Genomic DNA, 17,070 nt, shown 5'->3' on the forward strand with positions numbered 1-17,070 from the left:
AAAACAATTTGTTATAAATATTTCTTCTTACAACTATCAGTATAACTGGGTAAGCAATATTTAGTATAAATTTGTATCAAATTTAATTTATTAAAGAGGAATATATGAAAACTCAAGCCGTTAGATTATATGGGAAAAATGATCTTCAATTAGAATCTTTTGAACTTCCACCAATCACTGACGATGAAGTGTTGGTATCTGTTATTGTTGACAGTATGTGCATGTCTTCACTAAAGCTAGTAAATCAAGGAGAAAACCATAAAAAAACACCACCAGATTTAAAAAACAATCCAATCATTATTGGGCATGAGTGCTGCGGTGATATTTTGCAAGTAGGTAAAAATTGGCAACATAAATTTAAAGAAGGGCAAAAATATGTCATACAAGCTAATTTACAGCTAGCTAATAGCCCTTATTGTGTTGGTTACTCGTATCCTAATACAGGTGGATGTGCAACCTACATGATAGTTAATCACGACGTATTAAAGCAAGATTGTTTAATTCCTTATGATGGAAAAACTTATTTTGAAGGAGCTTTAATCGAACCTTTATCCTGTATCATTGGTGCTTTTAATGCTAACTATCATTTAAAACCAAATAGTTATGATCATATTATGGGGATAAAACCTAATGGAGAATTGCTCATATTAGGGGGAACAGGTCCTATGGGGATGCTTGCAATAGACTATGCTTTAAATGGGCCAATCAAACCGAATAAAGTGGTTGTCACAGGGCGAAATAAAGAAAAAATAGCACATCTGGAAACATTATACCAATCACGCAATGGGGTTGAACTTGAATTTGTTGATATATCTGATAATGAAGATCAATTGCCTCTATTGAAAAGTAAAGCTTCAAAAAATAGTTTTGATGATATCTTTATTTTTTTACCATCAAAAGAGTTAATTCATTTAGCATCACAATTATTGGCATTTGACGGTTGTCTAAATTTCTTTGCAGGCCCACAAGATAAAAATTTTGAAGCCGAAATTAATTTTTATAATGTACATTATAATTTTACACATATTGTAGGAACATCAGGAGGAAATACTGATGACATGCGCTTAGCTGTTAAACTAATTGAATCTGGAAAGGTTGATGTTGCTAAGATTGTTTCACATATAATGGGAATTGATCAAGCCTGCGAAATAACTCAATTACAAGATAAAATTAAAGGTGGAAAAAAACTAGTCTACACTCACAAACGGTTTGGACTTAAAAGTTTAGAATCTCTAACAGATAGTGCTGATGATGTAGCATTGAAGAAAATATTAAATAAAAGTCATGGTATTTGGTCAAAAGAAGCCGAAGATTTAGTATTAAATGATTTTCCTGATATTGAGTCTTAATTTTGATATACTTTAACAACATCAAGATGCCATAATAAGAGTTATTATCAATGGTATCTTGATATTCTTAAAAACAAATAGTAATTTTTAATAACAATGACTGATAAAATAAAATAGCCATGATCAATAATAATGTTGGTAACTACGATTTTGAGCAACACAAATTATTAATAAAAATAGCTCAACTCTATTATGAAGAAAATAAAACTCAATCTGAAATAGCTAAAATCGTCAATATACACAGATCAAGCATTAGTCGAATGCTAAAAGTTATACGTGAACTAGGCATTGTTTCTATCTCAATTAATTACGATTTACTACCTAATATTGCATTAGAAGAAAAAATTGTTAATAAATTTAATTTAAAACAAGTTATTGTTGTACCTGTCAATCAAAATATTAATAATGACAGCAAGAATCAAATTGTCTGTAATGTTGCTGCAAATGTATTAATAAAAAATATTCATGATAACGATGTCATTGGCATTTCATGGGGAAGAACCGTTAATTATATTGTTAGCAATTTAAAAAATGACAATACTAAGTTGAACAATGTTACCGTTGTCCCCATGATTGGTGGGCCGTCTGGCAAAATTGAAACAAAATATCACGTTAATAATATCGCTTATAACCTTTCGAACAAATTAAATAGCCAAGCAATACTAATTGATTATCCTGCTATTGTTGATACCGAACAATTAAAAATAGAAATAGGGAAAACTCAGCACATGAAAGAGCTAGAAAATTGGTGGAGTAAGATCACAGTAGCTTTATTTAGTATCGGTTGCCCAGCTATATCTAAAAGCTCTATTTGGTATGGTTTTTACGGAGAATTATTCCAAACGATTGCCAATAAAAAAATTGTCGGGGATATTCTATCGCACTTTTTTGATAACAAAGGAACTGAGTTAAAGACACCATTTTGTAATCAAATTATTGGCGTCACATTAGATAATCTAAAAAAAATTCCTCTAAAAATATGTGCAAGTGGTGACTTCGAAAAAATAGACAGTTTAAAAGCGGCATTAAATGCAAATTATATCGATATATTAGTAGTTAGTGATGAAATTGCCACTCAATTAATCGACTAAGTTTTAAACAAAATAAATACCTTACCTTTATTGAAAGCATATACAGAAATTCCTCGCGTTGTTTACAGTAATTTAAGAAAATACTGTAATGTGCGCAAATTATACTAGAATTTCTACAGATATATTGAATTTATTAAATTGAATAATTTTATAAAAAAGCAGCTATATTAAAGCTGCCTTAGAATAACAATTTAAACTAATGTATTGTTTTATTAGAAATTAACTTCGGTACCAACAAAATAACGTCGACCTTCTAAGGTTTTACCAAAGTCTTCGTTACTCACATCTTTATCAAATAAATTATAAACACCTGCATAAATCTTAGCTTGTTTATGTAGTTGATAAGATGCACCGATGTCCCAGAAAGTATAGCCCGGATATTCAACTTTTGTACCATTACGGTTGTTTGATGATTCCATACCATAATAAGCCATTTTAACCCATAAATCCCATTGCTGCGAGGCATACCAATCAAGTTGGGTGTTGAATTTTTGTTTAGGTGTACGGTTTAAAGATCGTCCTTTGTATTGACCGCTTTTTTGTTCAGTTTTGGTCCAAGAATAGTTAGATGTGAATAAGAAATCAGTAAATAAAGGCGTTTTGAATGAAAGCTCAAGACCTTTAAGATCGGCTTTACCTACATTTTCACGGCCCTGTATAAAGTCAAACTTTTTACTATAACCATTCAATAAGCACTTGCTTCCTTTTTTACGATTACAAATATAATATGATTGAATTTTGTCTTTATATTTTGTGTAAAATGCAGTTGCAGAAGCATCAATACCATAATCATTGGTATAACCTATACCAATTTCGAAATTATTTGTTTTTTCTGGTTTTAAAGCTGGATTTCCAATGATTAGACCATCAGAATATCCGCCACCAGTGACTTGCCCCCAATCTGTCACAACATAACGTAATTGTGGTGTAGCATAACCAGTAGAATAACCACCTTTTAACGTAAAGTTATCATCAATATTCCACACACTGTAAACCCTTGGGTTCCAGTTGCTGCCATAATTTTCATCTTTGTTATAACGTAATCCTAATGTTAAACTCCAATTTTCTAAAATACGTAACTCATCTTCTCCAAATAACGCATAATTCCAACGATCAATTTTAGATAATGTCGTTTTTAGTTGATTTCCTTTGTCATGCAACTCTTGATAATTGTATTTTCCGCCTAAAGTCAGCATGTTAATACTAAAAGGAATAGTAACACGTGTATCTACATCCGTATTGCGAATTTTCATGTTCCTTTTTGGGTTATTATTTCCTTCATAAGAGACAAATGAAGTTGTAGAAACATCACCAAACAAACCATTATGTGTTAAAGCAAACGTATTTCGTCTATTATCTCTATTAAAATCACTTCTAGATTTATCTCTTGTTTTTCCTGCAGTTGCATTACTATTTTGTAAAGCTCGTCCAAAATCGAGATCAAATTTTTGTGTGTCTGTAGCATTTAAAGATAATTTACCATTTATACTGCGTAATTTTTGTCCTGCATGACCACTTAAAAATTTATCTTCATTGCGCTTAGAATACTGTCCATAAAGCTGAATACCTAAGATATCATCAATCAATGGGCCTAAAGCTGAAAAACTACCAGTATAAGTGTTTTTTTCTGCCGAGCGATATGGTATGACCGATTCTAACCGCAAACCGCCATGCCATTTGTCTGATACTTTTTTGGTGATGATATTAATAACACCACCCATTGCATCAGAACCATATAACGATGACATGGGCCCTCTTACCACTTCAATACGCTCAATAGCGGTTAATGGTGGCAACCAACCCTGCTCAAATCCTGAATTATCGCTATTTGGTCTTGTTTCACGGGTGCTAATTTTTTTACCATCAACTAATATTAAGGTATATTTAGCATCCATCCCGCGAATACTAATATCCGTAGAATCCCCTCCTCCTGTAATATTTACACCGGGGATATCTTTTAACGCATCAGTCACATCACGATAAGGTTTATTTTCTATCTCTTTAGGCGTAATGACCGAAATAGTTGCTGGTGCTTCTTTTACTTGCTGAGAAAAGCCCGATGCAGTCACAACCATGGTGTCAGTATCCGAATTGCTAGCCGCTATAGCAGCACTTGATAATGACAACAAAATGCCCGTATTGATGACATGCTTTGTCAATTTAAACTTCTTTTTTGTTTTCATTTATTATAACCCCATTATTTATAATGATATTTATTGTTTTAAATGCTATAGCACATTACACTATATGAGAATGATTATCAATATCTTTAAAAATTATTTAGTGCTGGACTTTTTTATTTTTTCAAATAATAATGATTATCATTTGTAAATAACATGAGAGAATCAATATGAACAATAAGAAAAAGTTACTTTTGAGTAGTATTGCCGTCATTGTGCTAGGCTTAACCGGATGCCAATCATCAACCATGAATATAACTGCAGATGATCAAACCGTAGTTGTTCCTAAAGCACCTAAAAAAGTAGTGGTAATGAATTATGGTGCATTAGATACGTTAGATGCATTAGGTAAAGGTTCGATCGTTACAGCTATTCCACGATCTGTAACACCCTCTTACTTACAACAATTTAATAAGGCCTCAATTGTCGATACTGGCAATATGAAAGAGCCTGATATTAATGCAATTAAACAAACTAAACCCGATCTGATTATTATTGATGGTCGCCAAGCAAGTAAAACCGAAGATTTATCAAAAATTGCTCCTGTTATTAATTTAAGTGTTGATGCTAAAAATTACGTTGCATCAACCAAAAATCATATTCAAGCACTAGCAAAAATTACAGGAACAGAAAGCAAAGCAGATAATATTATCCAAGCATTAGATAAAAAAATTCAAAGTGCACAAACCTTGGCTCAAGCCAGTGCTAAAAAGGCTATTGTTGCTATTCATAATGATGGAAAGATGATCCTTATCAATTCAAGCTCAAGTGCTGCATTGATTCACGATGTACTAGACGTTAAACGAGCGGTACCAGTCACCGTTATGCCTGCAAATAACTTAATAGGTAAACCAAAACCAATTTTTGTTGATGATAATTACATTAAATCGGTAAAACCTGATATTATTTTTGTTGTTGATCGTAGCAAAGCAATCGGCAATCAAGGTATGGCTGAGCACTTTTTTTCACAAAAAGTATTAAACAAAAGCAAAACACAGGTTGTTTATTTAACCCCTGATCTTTGGTATCTATCAGGTGGTGGTGCTGAAAGCATAAATCGTCAAATAGACGAAGTCACTAATGCATTAAAATAGGATCAGCTTAGTTAATAAGTTTATCTTCCTATTCTTTTTGAAAGGCCTTTATTGCAAATAAAGGCTTTATTTTATGTTGTTCAACAACATTCAACCAATAAGCCTTTTTATTCAAATTTACTCGTTATATCCTAAGTCATTGCTGACATCTAACAGCTACGTTAAAACATTATTAATATAAATTTCAAATTATAAAATCGATGTATCAACTATAATGAAATGTGATAAAATGGCGACTTCATTTTGATTTGTAAATAACAATTAATAACACTATTATAAATACTATGAATATGTCACCCCCTACAATTGGATTTGTGAGCCTTGGCTGTCCTAAAAACTTAGTTGATTCTGAACGAATTTTAACCGAACTGCGCACACAGGGATATCAAGTGGTATCTAGCTATGACAATGCCGATTTGGTTATTGTTAATACTTGTGGATTTATTGACAGTGCCGTGCAAGAATCGCTCGAAGCGATTGGTGAAGCATTGAATGAAAACGGTAAAGTCATTGTCACTGGTTGTCTTGGCGCAAAAGAAGATCAAATTAGAACTGTTCACCCAAAAGTTCTTGAAATATCAGGCCCACATAGCTATGAAGCAGTTTTAAGCCATGTGAATAAATATGCCCCTAAACCCGAATATAATCCTTTTACTAGTTTAGTTCCAAGTCAAGGGGTTAAATTAACACCAAAACATTATGCTTATCTTAAAATTTCGGAAGGCTGTAATCATCGCTGTACCTTTTGTATTATCCCTTCTTTGCGTGGTGATATGGTTAGCCGACCAATCGGCAATGTTTTAGATGAAGCAAAACGACTAGCCGACAGTGGCGTTAAAGAATTATTGGTTATTGCTCAAGATACTTCGGCTTATGGTGTCGATATCAAAAACCGTACTAATTTTTGGAATGGGACACCATTAAAAACCGATATCCAAACCCTTTGCGAACAATTAGCTAACTTAGGTATTTGGGTCAGATTGCATTATATGTACCCTTACCCTAGTGTTGATAATCTTATTCCATTAATGGCCGATGGTAAAATCTTGCCTTATTTAGATGTGCCATTACAGCATGCAAGCCCTGCAGTTTTAAAATCAATGAAACGACCAGGTACTATTGAAAGAACCTTAGAACGCATCCATAAATGGCGAGAAATATGCCCTGATATTACGCTACGTTCAACTTTTATTGTTGGTTACCCTGGCGAAACAGAACAAGATTTTGAATTACTGCTCGACTTTTTATCACAAGCGCAATTAGATCGCGTTGGCTGCTTTCCATACAGTCCTATAGAAGGTGCTGAAGCCAATAAACTTGCTGATCAAATTCCTGAAGCAATCAAACAAGAACGTTTTGATCGCTTTATGCAATTACAACAAAAAATCTCAACGCAAAAATTACAAGCTAAAATAGGCAGAACTTTAGCTGTTATTATTGACGAAGTTGATGATGAAGGTGCAATAGGTCGTAGCATGGCTGATGCCCCTGAAATTGATGGCGTTGTTTATCTAAACGAAGAAAACCAAGTCAAAGTCGGTGATATTGTTCAGGTTAACATTGAGCATTCCGATGAGTACGATCTATGGGGAACGGTTAAACGTTAATTAACACCATGAAACAACATTATAAACATGAAGTAAAAAATCTGGTTAAATTGGCAGTTCCGGTGCTAATTGCGCAAGTATCGCAAACCGCAATCACTTTTGTCGATACCATTATGGCAGGAAATTATAGTAAAACCGCCCTGTCTGGAGTGGCTATTGCGGTTTCAATTTGGTTACCAACAATTTTATTTGGTCAAGGATTACTAACCGTTTTAACCCCCATTATTTCAAATTTAAACGGTGCAGCTAAACGGGATCAAGTCGCTGGGCACACGCGGCAAGGCGTGGTGATAGCGCTATTCTTATCTGTCATTATGATGTTAATTTTGTATAATTCTGACAAAATAATCGGTTTAAGAAGCTCAGCAGATCACCCAATTGATCCTGAAATGTTCGAGGTGGCTGTGTCATTTTTGCGAGCTATTATGTGGGGAATCCCAGCATTTTTATTATTTTTAGTTTATCGTAATCAATGCGAGGGGTTATCTAATACTAAGCCGGCAATGGTTATTATTTTTATTGCCCTACTTGCTAACATTCCAATCAATTATATATTAATTTATGGAAAATTAGGCCTTCCTGCTTTTGGTGGTGTGGGTTGTGGTATTACTGCATCAATTATATTTTGGTTGATGTTTATTTTAATTCGTATATACACATTAACTTCCCCAACCCAACGCGATATTAGACAAACACCAATCACCAAATTAATTGATTTTGCAATAATCAAAAAAGTGATCCTACTAGGTACTCCGCTTGCACTAGCTTATTTTTTTGAAATGAGCCTATTTGCGGTGATCGCTTTATTAATTGCACCACTAGGACCAATAACCGTTGCTGCTCACCAAATTATTTTTACTATCAGCAGTTTAACCTTCGCCATACCGTTATCTCTTGGTGTGGCAACTAGCATTCGCGTTGGTTATTTACTGGGTAACAACAAGCCAGAATTAGCTAAGCAAACCGCATATATCAGTTTGGCTATATCCTTGGCTTTAGCTTTTATTGTCGCCTTAATTTTAGTTATTTTTAAAACGCCAATAATTACGCTATTTACCAGTGAAGCAACCGTTATTACCATTTGTTTACAGCTTATTATCTTATTAGCTATCTATCAAGCATCTGACTATTTGCAAGTGGTGGCAAGTAATGTACTTCGTGGTTACAAAGATACCCAAAGCATCTTTTTTATCACGCTTATTTCATATTGGGTTGTAGGATTACCTGTTGGTTACATACTAGGATTGACTGGTTTTATTACTGAACCAATGGGAGCTGCAGGTTTTTGGATAGGAATTATTTTAGGACTTGCTGTAGCAGCGTTTTTATTAATAGCTAGAATGATCTATATACAAAAACAACCAACGGCGGTAATTTTAAAACGAGCTTCTCGATAATAAAATTTTTAATCTAAATTTCATACAAAATATTTTAGATTAAAAAATCAATCACAACATAAGTGTTAGGTGTATTTCAATTGTGGCTAACACTTTTTATATATGATTTATAATCAAAGTATTACCTTTTGTATTACATTCTCATGTTTGGTCAAATAACAAAAAAAGCCATCAATAGTTCAATATTGATGGCTTTATTTGATTCAAAAATTGGCTATTTTAATAAGCTATTTGCCTGAGCAATAACATTTTCGACAGTAAAGCCAAATTCTTTGAATAGTTGATCAGCTGGACCAGATTCGCCAAAGCTGGTCATACCAATTACTTTGCCATTAAGCCCTACATATTTATACCAGTAATCACCAATACCTGCTTCAATAGCAATTCTTGCTGATACTGATGATGGTAATACTGACTCTTTATAAACTTGATCTTGTTTATCAAACGCATCAGTTGATGGCATTGACACTACGCGTACTTTTTTGCCGGCTTGAGTTAATTGTTGATATGCTTCAACAGCAAGCTCAACTTCTGAACCTGTAGCGATGATAATCAATTCAGGTGTACCTGTGCAATCATTTAAGATATAACCACCACGATATACATCAGCTAATTGATGGGCTGTGCGATCTTGTTGTTTAAGGTTTTGTCTTGAAAAGATCAATGCCGTTGGGCCATCTTTACGTTCAATCGCATATTGCCAAGCAATTGCCGATTCGACTTGGTCGCAAGGACGCCAAGTGCTGACATTTGGTGTCATCCGTAAGCTCGCCATTTGCTCGACGGGTTGATGCGTTGGCCCATCTTCACCCAAACCAATTGAATCGTGTGTGTAGACAAATAATGAACGGATTTTCATTAACGCAGCCATACGAATAGCATTGCGTGCGTACTCCATAAACATTAAGAATGTTGCACCATAAGGAATAAATCCGCCATGTAAGGCAATACCGTTCATGATTGCTGACATACCAAACTCACGCACACCATAATGGATATAGTTACCATCAGCATTAGCTAAAATTTCTTTAGAGCCTGACCACATGGTTAAGTTACTTGGTGCTAAATCTGCTGAACCACCTAAAAACTCAGGTAATGCAGGAGCAAAGGCTTCAATTGAATTTTGTGATGCTTTACGAGTAGCAATTGTTGCTGGATTAGCTTGTAGTTTATTGACCACATCGTTAGCAATGTGTGACCAGTCTGCAGGCAGATCACCATTAACGCGACGTTTAAATTCTTTAGCTAAATCAGGGTAAGCCTTAGCATAAGCGTCAAAACGAGCATTCCATTCATCTTCGCGCTGTTTGCCTTTTGCTTTGGCATCCCAAGCATCATAATAATCTTTAGGAATATCAAACGCTGGGTGATTCCAACCTAGAGCTTTACGGGTTGCTTCGATTTCGGCATCGCCTAATGGTGCGCCGTGGCTTTCATGACTGCCTGCTTTATTTGGTGAGCCAAAACCAATTACCGTTTTACACATTAATAATGATGGTTTGTCACCTACTGCTTGCGCTTGTTCAATCGCTTGTTTTAAGGCTTTAGCGTCATGCCCATCAATACCACGAATAACATGCCAACCATAAGATTCAAAACGTTTTGCGGTATCATCAGTAAACCAACCTTCTACCTCACCGTCGATTGAAATTCCATTATCGTCATAAAATGCAATTAGTTTACCTAGCTTTAGCGTGCCTGCTAATGAACACACTTCGTGTGATATCCCTTCCATCATACAACCATCGCCCATAAACACATAAGTATGGTGATCAACAATAGTATGACCTGCTTTATTAAATTGTGCCGCTAATGTTCTTTCTGCAATTGCCATACCTACAGCATTAGCAATACCTTGCCCAAGTGGACCTGTGGTTGTTTCGACACCTGGCACATAACCATATTCAGGGTGACCTGCAGTTTTTGAATGCAACTGACGAAAATTTTTAAGATCATCAATCGTCACATCATAACCTGTTAAATGCAATAGGCTATAAATCAACATAGAAGCATGACCATTTGATAAAACAAAACGGTCACGATCAGCCCATTTAGGATTGGTTGGATTGTGTTTTAAAAAGCCACGCCAAAGTACTTCGGCCATATCAGCCATACCCATTGGCGCACCAGGATGGCCTGATTTTGCTTTTTGCACGCCATCCATGCTTAATGCCCTTATCGCATTCGCCAGTTCGCGGTGAGATAGTGTGGTTGCATTCATGTCATCATCTCCAAAAAAATTTTGAGTTTAAATTTGTTAATACCTGCAAGGTTAACATCACTTGCAAAATCGTTATTTAAATTAACGAAAGAAAATAGCATAAAAATGGGGAGCATACTCCCCAATTGTTTTATACGATTATAACAATGCGCTAATCATGTCTTCTAATTTGCCTTGGTCAACGGCAAAAGCACGAATCCCTTCGGCTAATTTTTCAACTGCCATAGCATCGCTATTATGTTGCCATCTAAATTCGACCTCAGTCATAGGGGCAGGACGAGCCACCACAGATTGATTTGGGTTAAGTTTTTGTACAACAGGAGCATTTGATTGTTGCATTTCGGCCAGTAAGTTAGGCGAAATTGTCAATCTATCACACCCTGCTAATGCCAAAATTTGATCGACTTTACGGAAGCTTGCCCCCATCACAATGGTTTTATAGCCGTGTTGTTTGTAATAGTTAAAGATATTACGAACTGAAACAACACCAGGGTCTTCATCAGCGACATAAGGATCGATTGGCTTTTTAGCTTGATACCAATCATAAATGCGACCAACAAAAGGAGAAATTAAAAAGGCATTCACTTCAGCACATGCACGAGCCTGAGCGAACGAAAACAATAACGTTAAATTACAATTGATACCTTCTTGTTCAAGCACTTCTGCTGCTTTAATACCTTCCCACGTTGATGCAATTTTAATTAAAATTCGAGACTTATCAATGCCCTTTTCTTTATAAAGCGCAATGATTTTACGGGCTTTTTCAATACAGCCTTGTTTATCAAAAGACATGCGGGCATCAACTTCGGTCGAAATTCGCCCCGGAACACTTTTTAAAATCTCGGCGCCAATATTAACCGCAACCTGATCGCATGCATTAACTAATTGTTCTTCTTTGCTACCACCTAATTTTTTAGCGGTTTGCACGGCAGAATCAATTAAATAACGATATTGAGTGAGTTGTGCTGCTTTTAAAACAAGAGAAGGGTTAGTTGTTGCATCTTCAGGGGAAAACTGCTTAATCGAATCGATATCACCAGTATCAGCTACCACTACGGTTAGTTTTTTAAACTCATCTAATTGACTCATACTATTTGTCCTCATACAGCATTTTATTACAATGGCAGTATAATAACATTTATTCAATAATAAAACGACTTTGTCATTTAGTAAGATCTAACCGTATAGTTAGTAATAAACAAATAGCTAAAAACATGAATAAGGTTAACTAGCATAAGGCTTTTTCGCAATAAAATCGCTCATTGAACGATTTATTACTGCTTTTTTTATTGTGTAAATAAACTCAATTATGTGAACTGAATCACAAAACAAAATTGGTATTGATTGTCTATGAGAAACAGTAAAATAATTAGCACCAAATATATTCAATGTTACGGCTTAAGTCACAACTTGAACAAGAATAACACTGATTTGTTTGGCAAAATAGCGGTTGATTTTGCTCTACTAACTTTATTGTCCCCTTCTTAATCCAAAAAGCCAACATTTGAGTAACAGCACTTTCTGGTAAGTGGAAATGACGTGCAATATCTTGCAAAGATGCACGACCTTTTAACTGCACATAATCACGAATTGATGTTATTAACATGGCTATCATTAAAATCGCAGGCGTTACCTACGTATTTTTCATCTATATGATGTTTTACACATTAACCTAGCAAATTTACTGACAGCATGTTGCTTTTTTATTGTCAGATAAATTAGGCACTATACCTTGATTAAAAGATAAATATCGCCCAAAAGCACGCATGGACAATAAAGCAACAACAATAAATGTACCACATCCCAACAACCACCAAACTGCCACAGGCGAATGCCCAAGCAATGTAAATTGATAATAAACGGTTGCCATTAACCACGCTATACTAAAAGTCCAGATGGCTACAAACACAGTCCATTTAAAACCAGCCTCACGATAAACGGCACCTAATGCTGCAGCACAAGGTGTATAAAGTAAAATAAAAATCAAATAACTCATCGCAGCAGAAGATGAGCCAAATGCATATTTCATTTGTGATACGGTTGTCGAATCCACCGCTAAATCAGACTGTAGTGAATCAACATCTTGCGAAGCAGTTGAAAACCCTAACGGATCTAAAACCGCATCAGGCAAACTAACAAAATTTTTAGGAATTGTGGCTAGTGCATCGTAAATGTCTTGCGACAAACTCCATGGTTTAGCTTGTTCACTATCATCATTCATTGAATAAAGCGAATTCAATGTTGCAATAACCGATTCTTTAGCAAAAATGCCTGTAAAAATTCCCACTGTTGCAGGCCAATTGTCGTGTTTAATGCCCATCGGTGCAAAAGCCGGTGTGATGGTTTGACTGACAACAGAAAGCATAGAATTTTGTGAACTTTCATGCTTAAACGAACCATCACTGCCCCATGAATTAAGCACACTTAACACCGTCACCATTAACACAATAGCCTTACCAGATCTAAAAATAAACGACTTTAAACGCTGCCAAGTCAAACTTAATAAACTACGCAACGTTGGAATACGATAAACAGGCATTTCCATAATAAATGGCGTAAGAGGACCTTTTAATAACGTAAATTTAAGAACAAACCCAGTAACCATTGCCACTGCAATACCCAATAAATATAAAGCAAACACCACGATAGCCGCATTTTTAGGGAAGAATATTGCCGCAAATAAAGCATACACAGGCAACCTTGCCCCACAAGACATAAAAGGGATCATACAAATTGACATAATACGATCGCGTGTACTTTCTAACGTTCGAGTGCCCATAATCGCTGGCACGCCACAGCCAAACCCGACTAACATGGGTACAAATGCCTTACCCGGTAAACCAACACTGCGCATGACACGATCAACCACCATTGCGGCACGCACTAAGTACCCAGAGTCTTCTAAAAATGACAACCCAAAAAACATTGCACCAATAACGGGAATAAAAGTCGAAACTGTTTGAATACCCCGACCAACGCCATTGGCTAAAATTGCTGTAATCCAATTTGGAGCATTGATAGCATGAAGAAGTTCAGCCGTGCCATCAACAAAAATCGAGCCACAAAGCACATCAAAAAAATCAACAAACACAGACCCAACATTAATTGCCAACATAAACATGGCATACATGGCTAATAAAAAGAAGGGAACGCCCGTCAAACGTCCTAATGTTACATTATCCAACCAATCAGAAAACCGTCTATTGAGCTCACGCGGTTTATCGATCACTTTTTTACAAATTGTATCAATGGTGTCATAACGAGCGCTAGCTAGTGCCACATCAATTTCGTTATCACACCATGTTGCGAGCGATAATCGACAATTTGCTAATATATTACGATCCGATTGTGGCAAATTACCACAAGAATCATCCAATAACACATCCATTAACTGCCAGCGATTAAACTGACGCACCACACTCTTTTTTGGCAGTTCTTCAATATAGCGATTAATCACCGCTTGCACTTCATCACCCAGTAAATCTATCGACGGTTTTGCAACTTGTGGATGGTTTGCCAATTTTTCAATATGTTGATAAAAGCTTGCCAATCCTATTTTTTTGCTAGATGATATCGCAACAACCGGACAACCAAGCAACGTTGATAATCGATCAACATTAACCTGTTCCCCCATGGCTTTAAGTGCATCGCACATATTCAAAACCACAATCATTGGCAGTTGTAAGTCAATTAGCTGGCAAGTTAAATATAAACTACGCTGTAAATTCGTAGCATCGATTATATTGATAATAATGCTATCACGTTCAGACAACACAAACTGACGAGCTATAAGCTCATCTTGCGACACGCAAAGGGGATCACGCTCGATCGAATAGGTACCAGGTAAATCAACAACCTCATATTGCTTATGTTGATAAGAAAAAACGCCCGTTTTACGCTCAACCGTTACTCCCGACCAATTCCCCACGCGCTGCTTTGCACCAGTCAACAAATTAAATAGTGTTGTTTTACCACAGTTAGGATTACCAATTAACGCTACCTTCACGCATTCACCTCCATCACTTCAATAGCTTGAGCTTCTTTACGACGTAAACAAAGCGAAAAGCCTCGCATTTTAATTTCAATCGGATCACCAAGTGGTGCTATTCGCACAGCCAAAACCTTGCAGCCGGGTGTAATCCCCATAGCCAGTAACTTTCGACGAAAAGGCAATGATTCGGGTAACAATCGAGTAATCACCGCCTCGTGCCCTAAAGGTAATTGATTAAGAGTAAAAGATGACATTATGCTTCCTAAAAATGACGATAATATTGATAAAAGCAATCGTATAAAATTAAATATGCTTATTTTAAAAAATATCAACGTCATTTTTAGTTTAAAAATGCGAATTATTCTCAATAACAATAAATAATAAGTAAAAAAATCGCAAAAATGATTAAACCTTAGATATGCTGTAGAAATTTCTCTCGTTGTTTACAATAATTTGAGAAACACTGTAATAAATATCCATAAAAAAACAAAACTAAAGCCCTATCACAGACAAGCGATAGAGTGCTGATATCAAAAAGAAAAATAACCGTTACTAATTAGGTAAAATGCTTTATAGCCAGTCGCTAGACCTCTTAGAACGTGCTAAAAAGCCAGATTGAAGCTGTCTGTTCTTTTAACCTGCTAGAATGAAAGCTATAAAAAACTGCCTGTCAAAATGCGATGTCTATCTAGAGCATGCTATTTATAACCTAAAAAAACTCATTTAACATTAAATAACATCACTCCTCTGAATATAAAACACTAATAAAAGTGTAATTTTTTAGGTAAACGGTGTAATCACTATTAGATATTTACTCGACTGTTCTTTTTTTAGGTTAAATTTTTGTAAAAAATATTCCGGAGTCTATACCGTCTGGAGATTAAAAAATGAAAAGAGTTATATGAACTTTGAATTGCGATGTGGCATAATTGTAAATACCCCATTTTTAGCAATACAACAAGCATCTAAAAAATGGACAATGCCGATTAAAAATTGGAAAAGTGCGATGAATCGATTTATGATAGAATTTGGTAATTGGGTTCACGGTCACCTTTAACGGGTAAATACACAAAATTTGGGATGGGATTGTTTTTTTTATTAATTTAGATTTATATTTAAAAAAATACGCATTATTATTTGATATCTGTTGGATTATTATATCTATTTCCATTGGAACAATACTCTTTCTTTACCAGCTCCAATACTTTTTCTTGAAATCTTTATCAAAGGTATTTCCCCTGTATTTTTCGTATGTGTTCCTCCGCACGGTATTTTATAATCACCACATATCCAATATCTTACATCAGGATATTTGGGATCTACCTCAATTGGAGTGGGAATATTATCAAGGATAATTGAATTAGCTTTTTCTTCTATTATTTTTATCTCTTCCTGGGAAAATCTATAATCCGTAAGAAAATCAAGACGACCACCCTGTGGTTTTATATGGCATCCGAGTATATGGGTCACAATATCGCTCTTAAGCAAGTCTATAGCCATATACATAACATGAGTAGCTGAATGACTTTGAGTTAATAAATTTCTTCTGTCTGTATTTATTGTAATGATTACTTCATCTCCAGTAGTAAATTTATTTAATAAATATAAATCTTCAGAAAATATTTTATGAATTATTTTACCTCCAATTTTACAATCAGGATAATTAATGTTGGAATGGCAACACATTTTCAAACAAAAAAATTAAGGGGTAAGTGTTTTTTAAATTCAACGGGAGGCAAGTAGCCTAACGAAGAATGTAATCGTTTATGATTATACCAATAAGCATAAGCCGAAAAAGCGCGTTGTAACTCAGCCGTTGAGTTGAAACGTTGGCCTTTTACAAATTCCGTTTTAATTGTTTTAAATGTCGCTTCCGCTACCGCATTGTCATAAGGACATCCTTTCTTGCTTAATGAATGCGTGATATTAAATGTCTTAAAACAATCCGCTAATAACCGATTATCAAACTCTTTACCTCGGTCTGAATGAAATAAATCTAATTTCGATAATGGCAGTTTAATTTGGCTTAATGCCGACATAACAAGCTCTGCTGTTTTATGTTGACCAACATGGTAACCGACAATCTGCCTATCGGATAAGTTCACTAAAACACATAAATAGTTCCAACGTTGCTTAACTT

General features: G+C 35.3%; 14 protein-coding genes. 6 read left to right on the plus strand and 8 right to left on the minus strand.

What is annotated here, in order from left to right; all coding sequences use genetic code 11:
* The first annotated feature begins 104 nt into the window (after window positions 1-104).
* The gene (locus A9G35_RS12475; protein WP_065637146.1) at window positions 105-1,349 is read left to right on the plus strand and encodes a zinc-binding dehydrogenase; all 1,245 of its coding nucleotides are present in this window, start codon (window positions 105-107) and stop codon (window positions 1,347-1,349) included.
* A 119-nt stretch (window positions 1,350-1,468) separates the two neighbouring features.
* The gene (locus A9G35_RS12480; protein ID WP_065637147.1) at window positions 1,469-2,440 is read left to right on the plus strand and encodes a sugar-binding transcriptional regulator; all 972 of its coding nucleotides are present in this window, start codon (window positions 1,469-1,471) and stop codon (window positions 2,438-2,440) included.
* 212 nt (window positions 2,441-2,652) lie between these two features.
* On the opposite strand, the gene A9G35_RS12485 is transcribed toward A9G35_RS12480, so the two are convergent.
* Window positions 2,653-4,623 (minus strand): TonB-dependent receptor domain-containing protein, encoded by a 1,971-nt coding sequence (locus A9G35_RS12485; RefSeq protein WP_081300227.1) that lies wholly within the window; start codon window positions 4,621-4,623, stop codon window positions 2,653-2,655.
* Between the two features lie 167 nt (window positions 4,624-4,790).
* Here A9G35_RS12485 and A9G35_RS12490 point away from each other — a divergent pair, with 167 nt between their 5' ends.
* The 3 genes from A9G35_RS12490 (at window position 4,791) to A9G35_RS12500 (ending at window position 8,718) form a co-directional block, all read left to right on the plus strand.
* On the plus strand, window positions 4,791-5,714 hold the full coding sequence (locus A9G35_RS12490) for a siderophore ABC transporter substrate-binding protein (RefSeq protein ID WP_065637148.1): 924 nt from the start codon (window positions 4,791-4,793) through the stop codon (window positions 5,712-5,714).
* 290 nt (window positions 5,715-6,004) lie between these two features.
* The gene (rimO, locus tag A9G35_RS12495) at window positions 6,005-7,321 is read left to right on the plus strand and encodes a 30S ribosomal protein S12 methylthiotransferase RimO (RefSeq protein ID WP_065637149.1); all 1,317 of its coding nucleotides are present in this window, start codon (window positions 6,005-6,007) and stop codon (window positions 7,319-7,321) included.
* An 8-nt stretch (window positions 7,322-7,329) separates the two neighbouring features.
* On the plus strand, window positions 7,330-8,718 hold the full coding sequence (locus A9G35_RS12500; RefSeq protein WP_065637150.1) for an MATE family efflux transporter: 1,389 nt from the start codon (window positions 7,330-7,332) through the stop codon (window positions 8,716-8,718).
* Window positions 8,719-8,932: 214 nt separating this feature from the next.
* Here the strand turns inward: A9G35_RS12500 and tkt are convergent, their stop codons facing one another.
* From tkt to A9G35_RS12525, 5 genes are all read right to left on the minus strand, one after another.
* A complete protein-coding gene (tkt, locus tag A9G35_RS12505) occupies window positions 8,933-10,939 on the minus strand; it encodes a transketolase (protein ID WP_065637151.1) in 2,007 nt (668 codons plus the stop codon).
* 138 nt (window positions 10,940-11,077) lie between these two features.
* Window positions 11,078-12,028 carry a transaldolase gene (gene tal / locus A9G35_RS12510; protein ID WP_065637152.1) on the minus strand — a complete coding sequence of 317 codons (951 nt, stop codon included), beginning with the start codon at window positions 12,026-12,028 and terminating at the stop codon, window positions 11,078-11,080.
* A 280-nt stretch (window positions 12,029-12,308) separates the two neighbouring features.
* Window positions 12,309-12,545 (minus strand): FeoC-like transcriptional regulator, encoded by a 237-nt coding sequence (locus A9G35_RS12515; RefSeq protein WP_065637160.1) that lies wholly within the window; start codon window positions 12,543-12,545, stop codon window positions 12,309-12,311.
* A 75-nt stretch (window positions 12,546-12,620) separates the two neighbouring features.
* Window positions 12,621-14,945, minus strand: coding sequence for a Fe(2+) transporter permease subunit FeoB (gene feoB / locus A9G35_RS12520; protein WP_065637153.1), 2,325 nt, complete (start codon window positions 14,943-14,945; stop codon window positions 12,621-12,623).
* A complete protein-coding gene (locus A9G35_RS12525; protein ID WP_081300229.1) occupies window positions 14,942-15,184 on the minus strand; it encodes a FeoA family protein in 243 nt (80 codons plus the stop codon). Before A9G35_RS12525 ends, feoB begins: the two co-directional genes overlap by 4 nt.
* Before the next feature lie 647 nt (window positions 15,185-15,831).
* Here A9G35_RS12525 and A9G35_RS13590 point away from each other — a divergent pair.
* Entirely contained in the window at window positions 15,832-15,987 is a 156-nt protein-coding gene (locus A9G35_RS13590; protein ID WP_176701434.1) for a hypothetical protein, read from the plus strand.
* Window positions 15,988-16,091: 104 nt separating this feature from the next.
* On the opposite strand, the gene A9G35_RS12530 is transcribed toward A9G35_RS13590, so the two are convergent.
* On the minus strand, window positions 16,092-16,616 hold the full coding sequence (locus A9G35_RS12530) for a hypothetical protein (protein WP_065637155.1): 525 nt from the start codon (window positions 16,614-16,616) through the stop codon (window positions 16,092-16,094).
* Window positions 16,617-16,618: 2 nt separating this feature from the next.
* The coding region (locus tag A9G35_RS12535; RefSeq protein WP_141673717.1) for an integrase core domain-containing protein at window positions 16,619-17,070 on the minus strand (452 nt) is incomplete at its 5' end.

Source organism: Gilliamella sp. Choc5-1, assembly GCF_001690595.1.
GTDB lineage: Bacteria > Pseudomonadota > Gammaproteobacteria > Enterobacterales > Orbaceae > Gilliamella > Gilliamella apicola_M.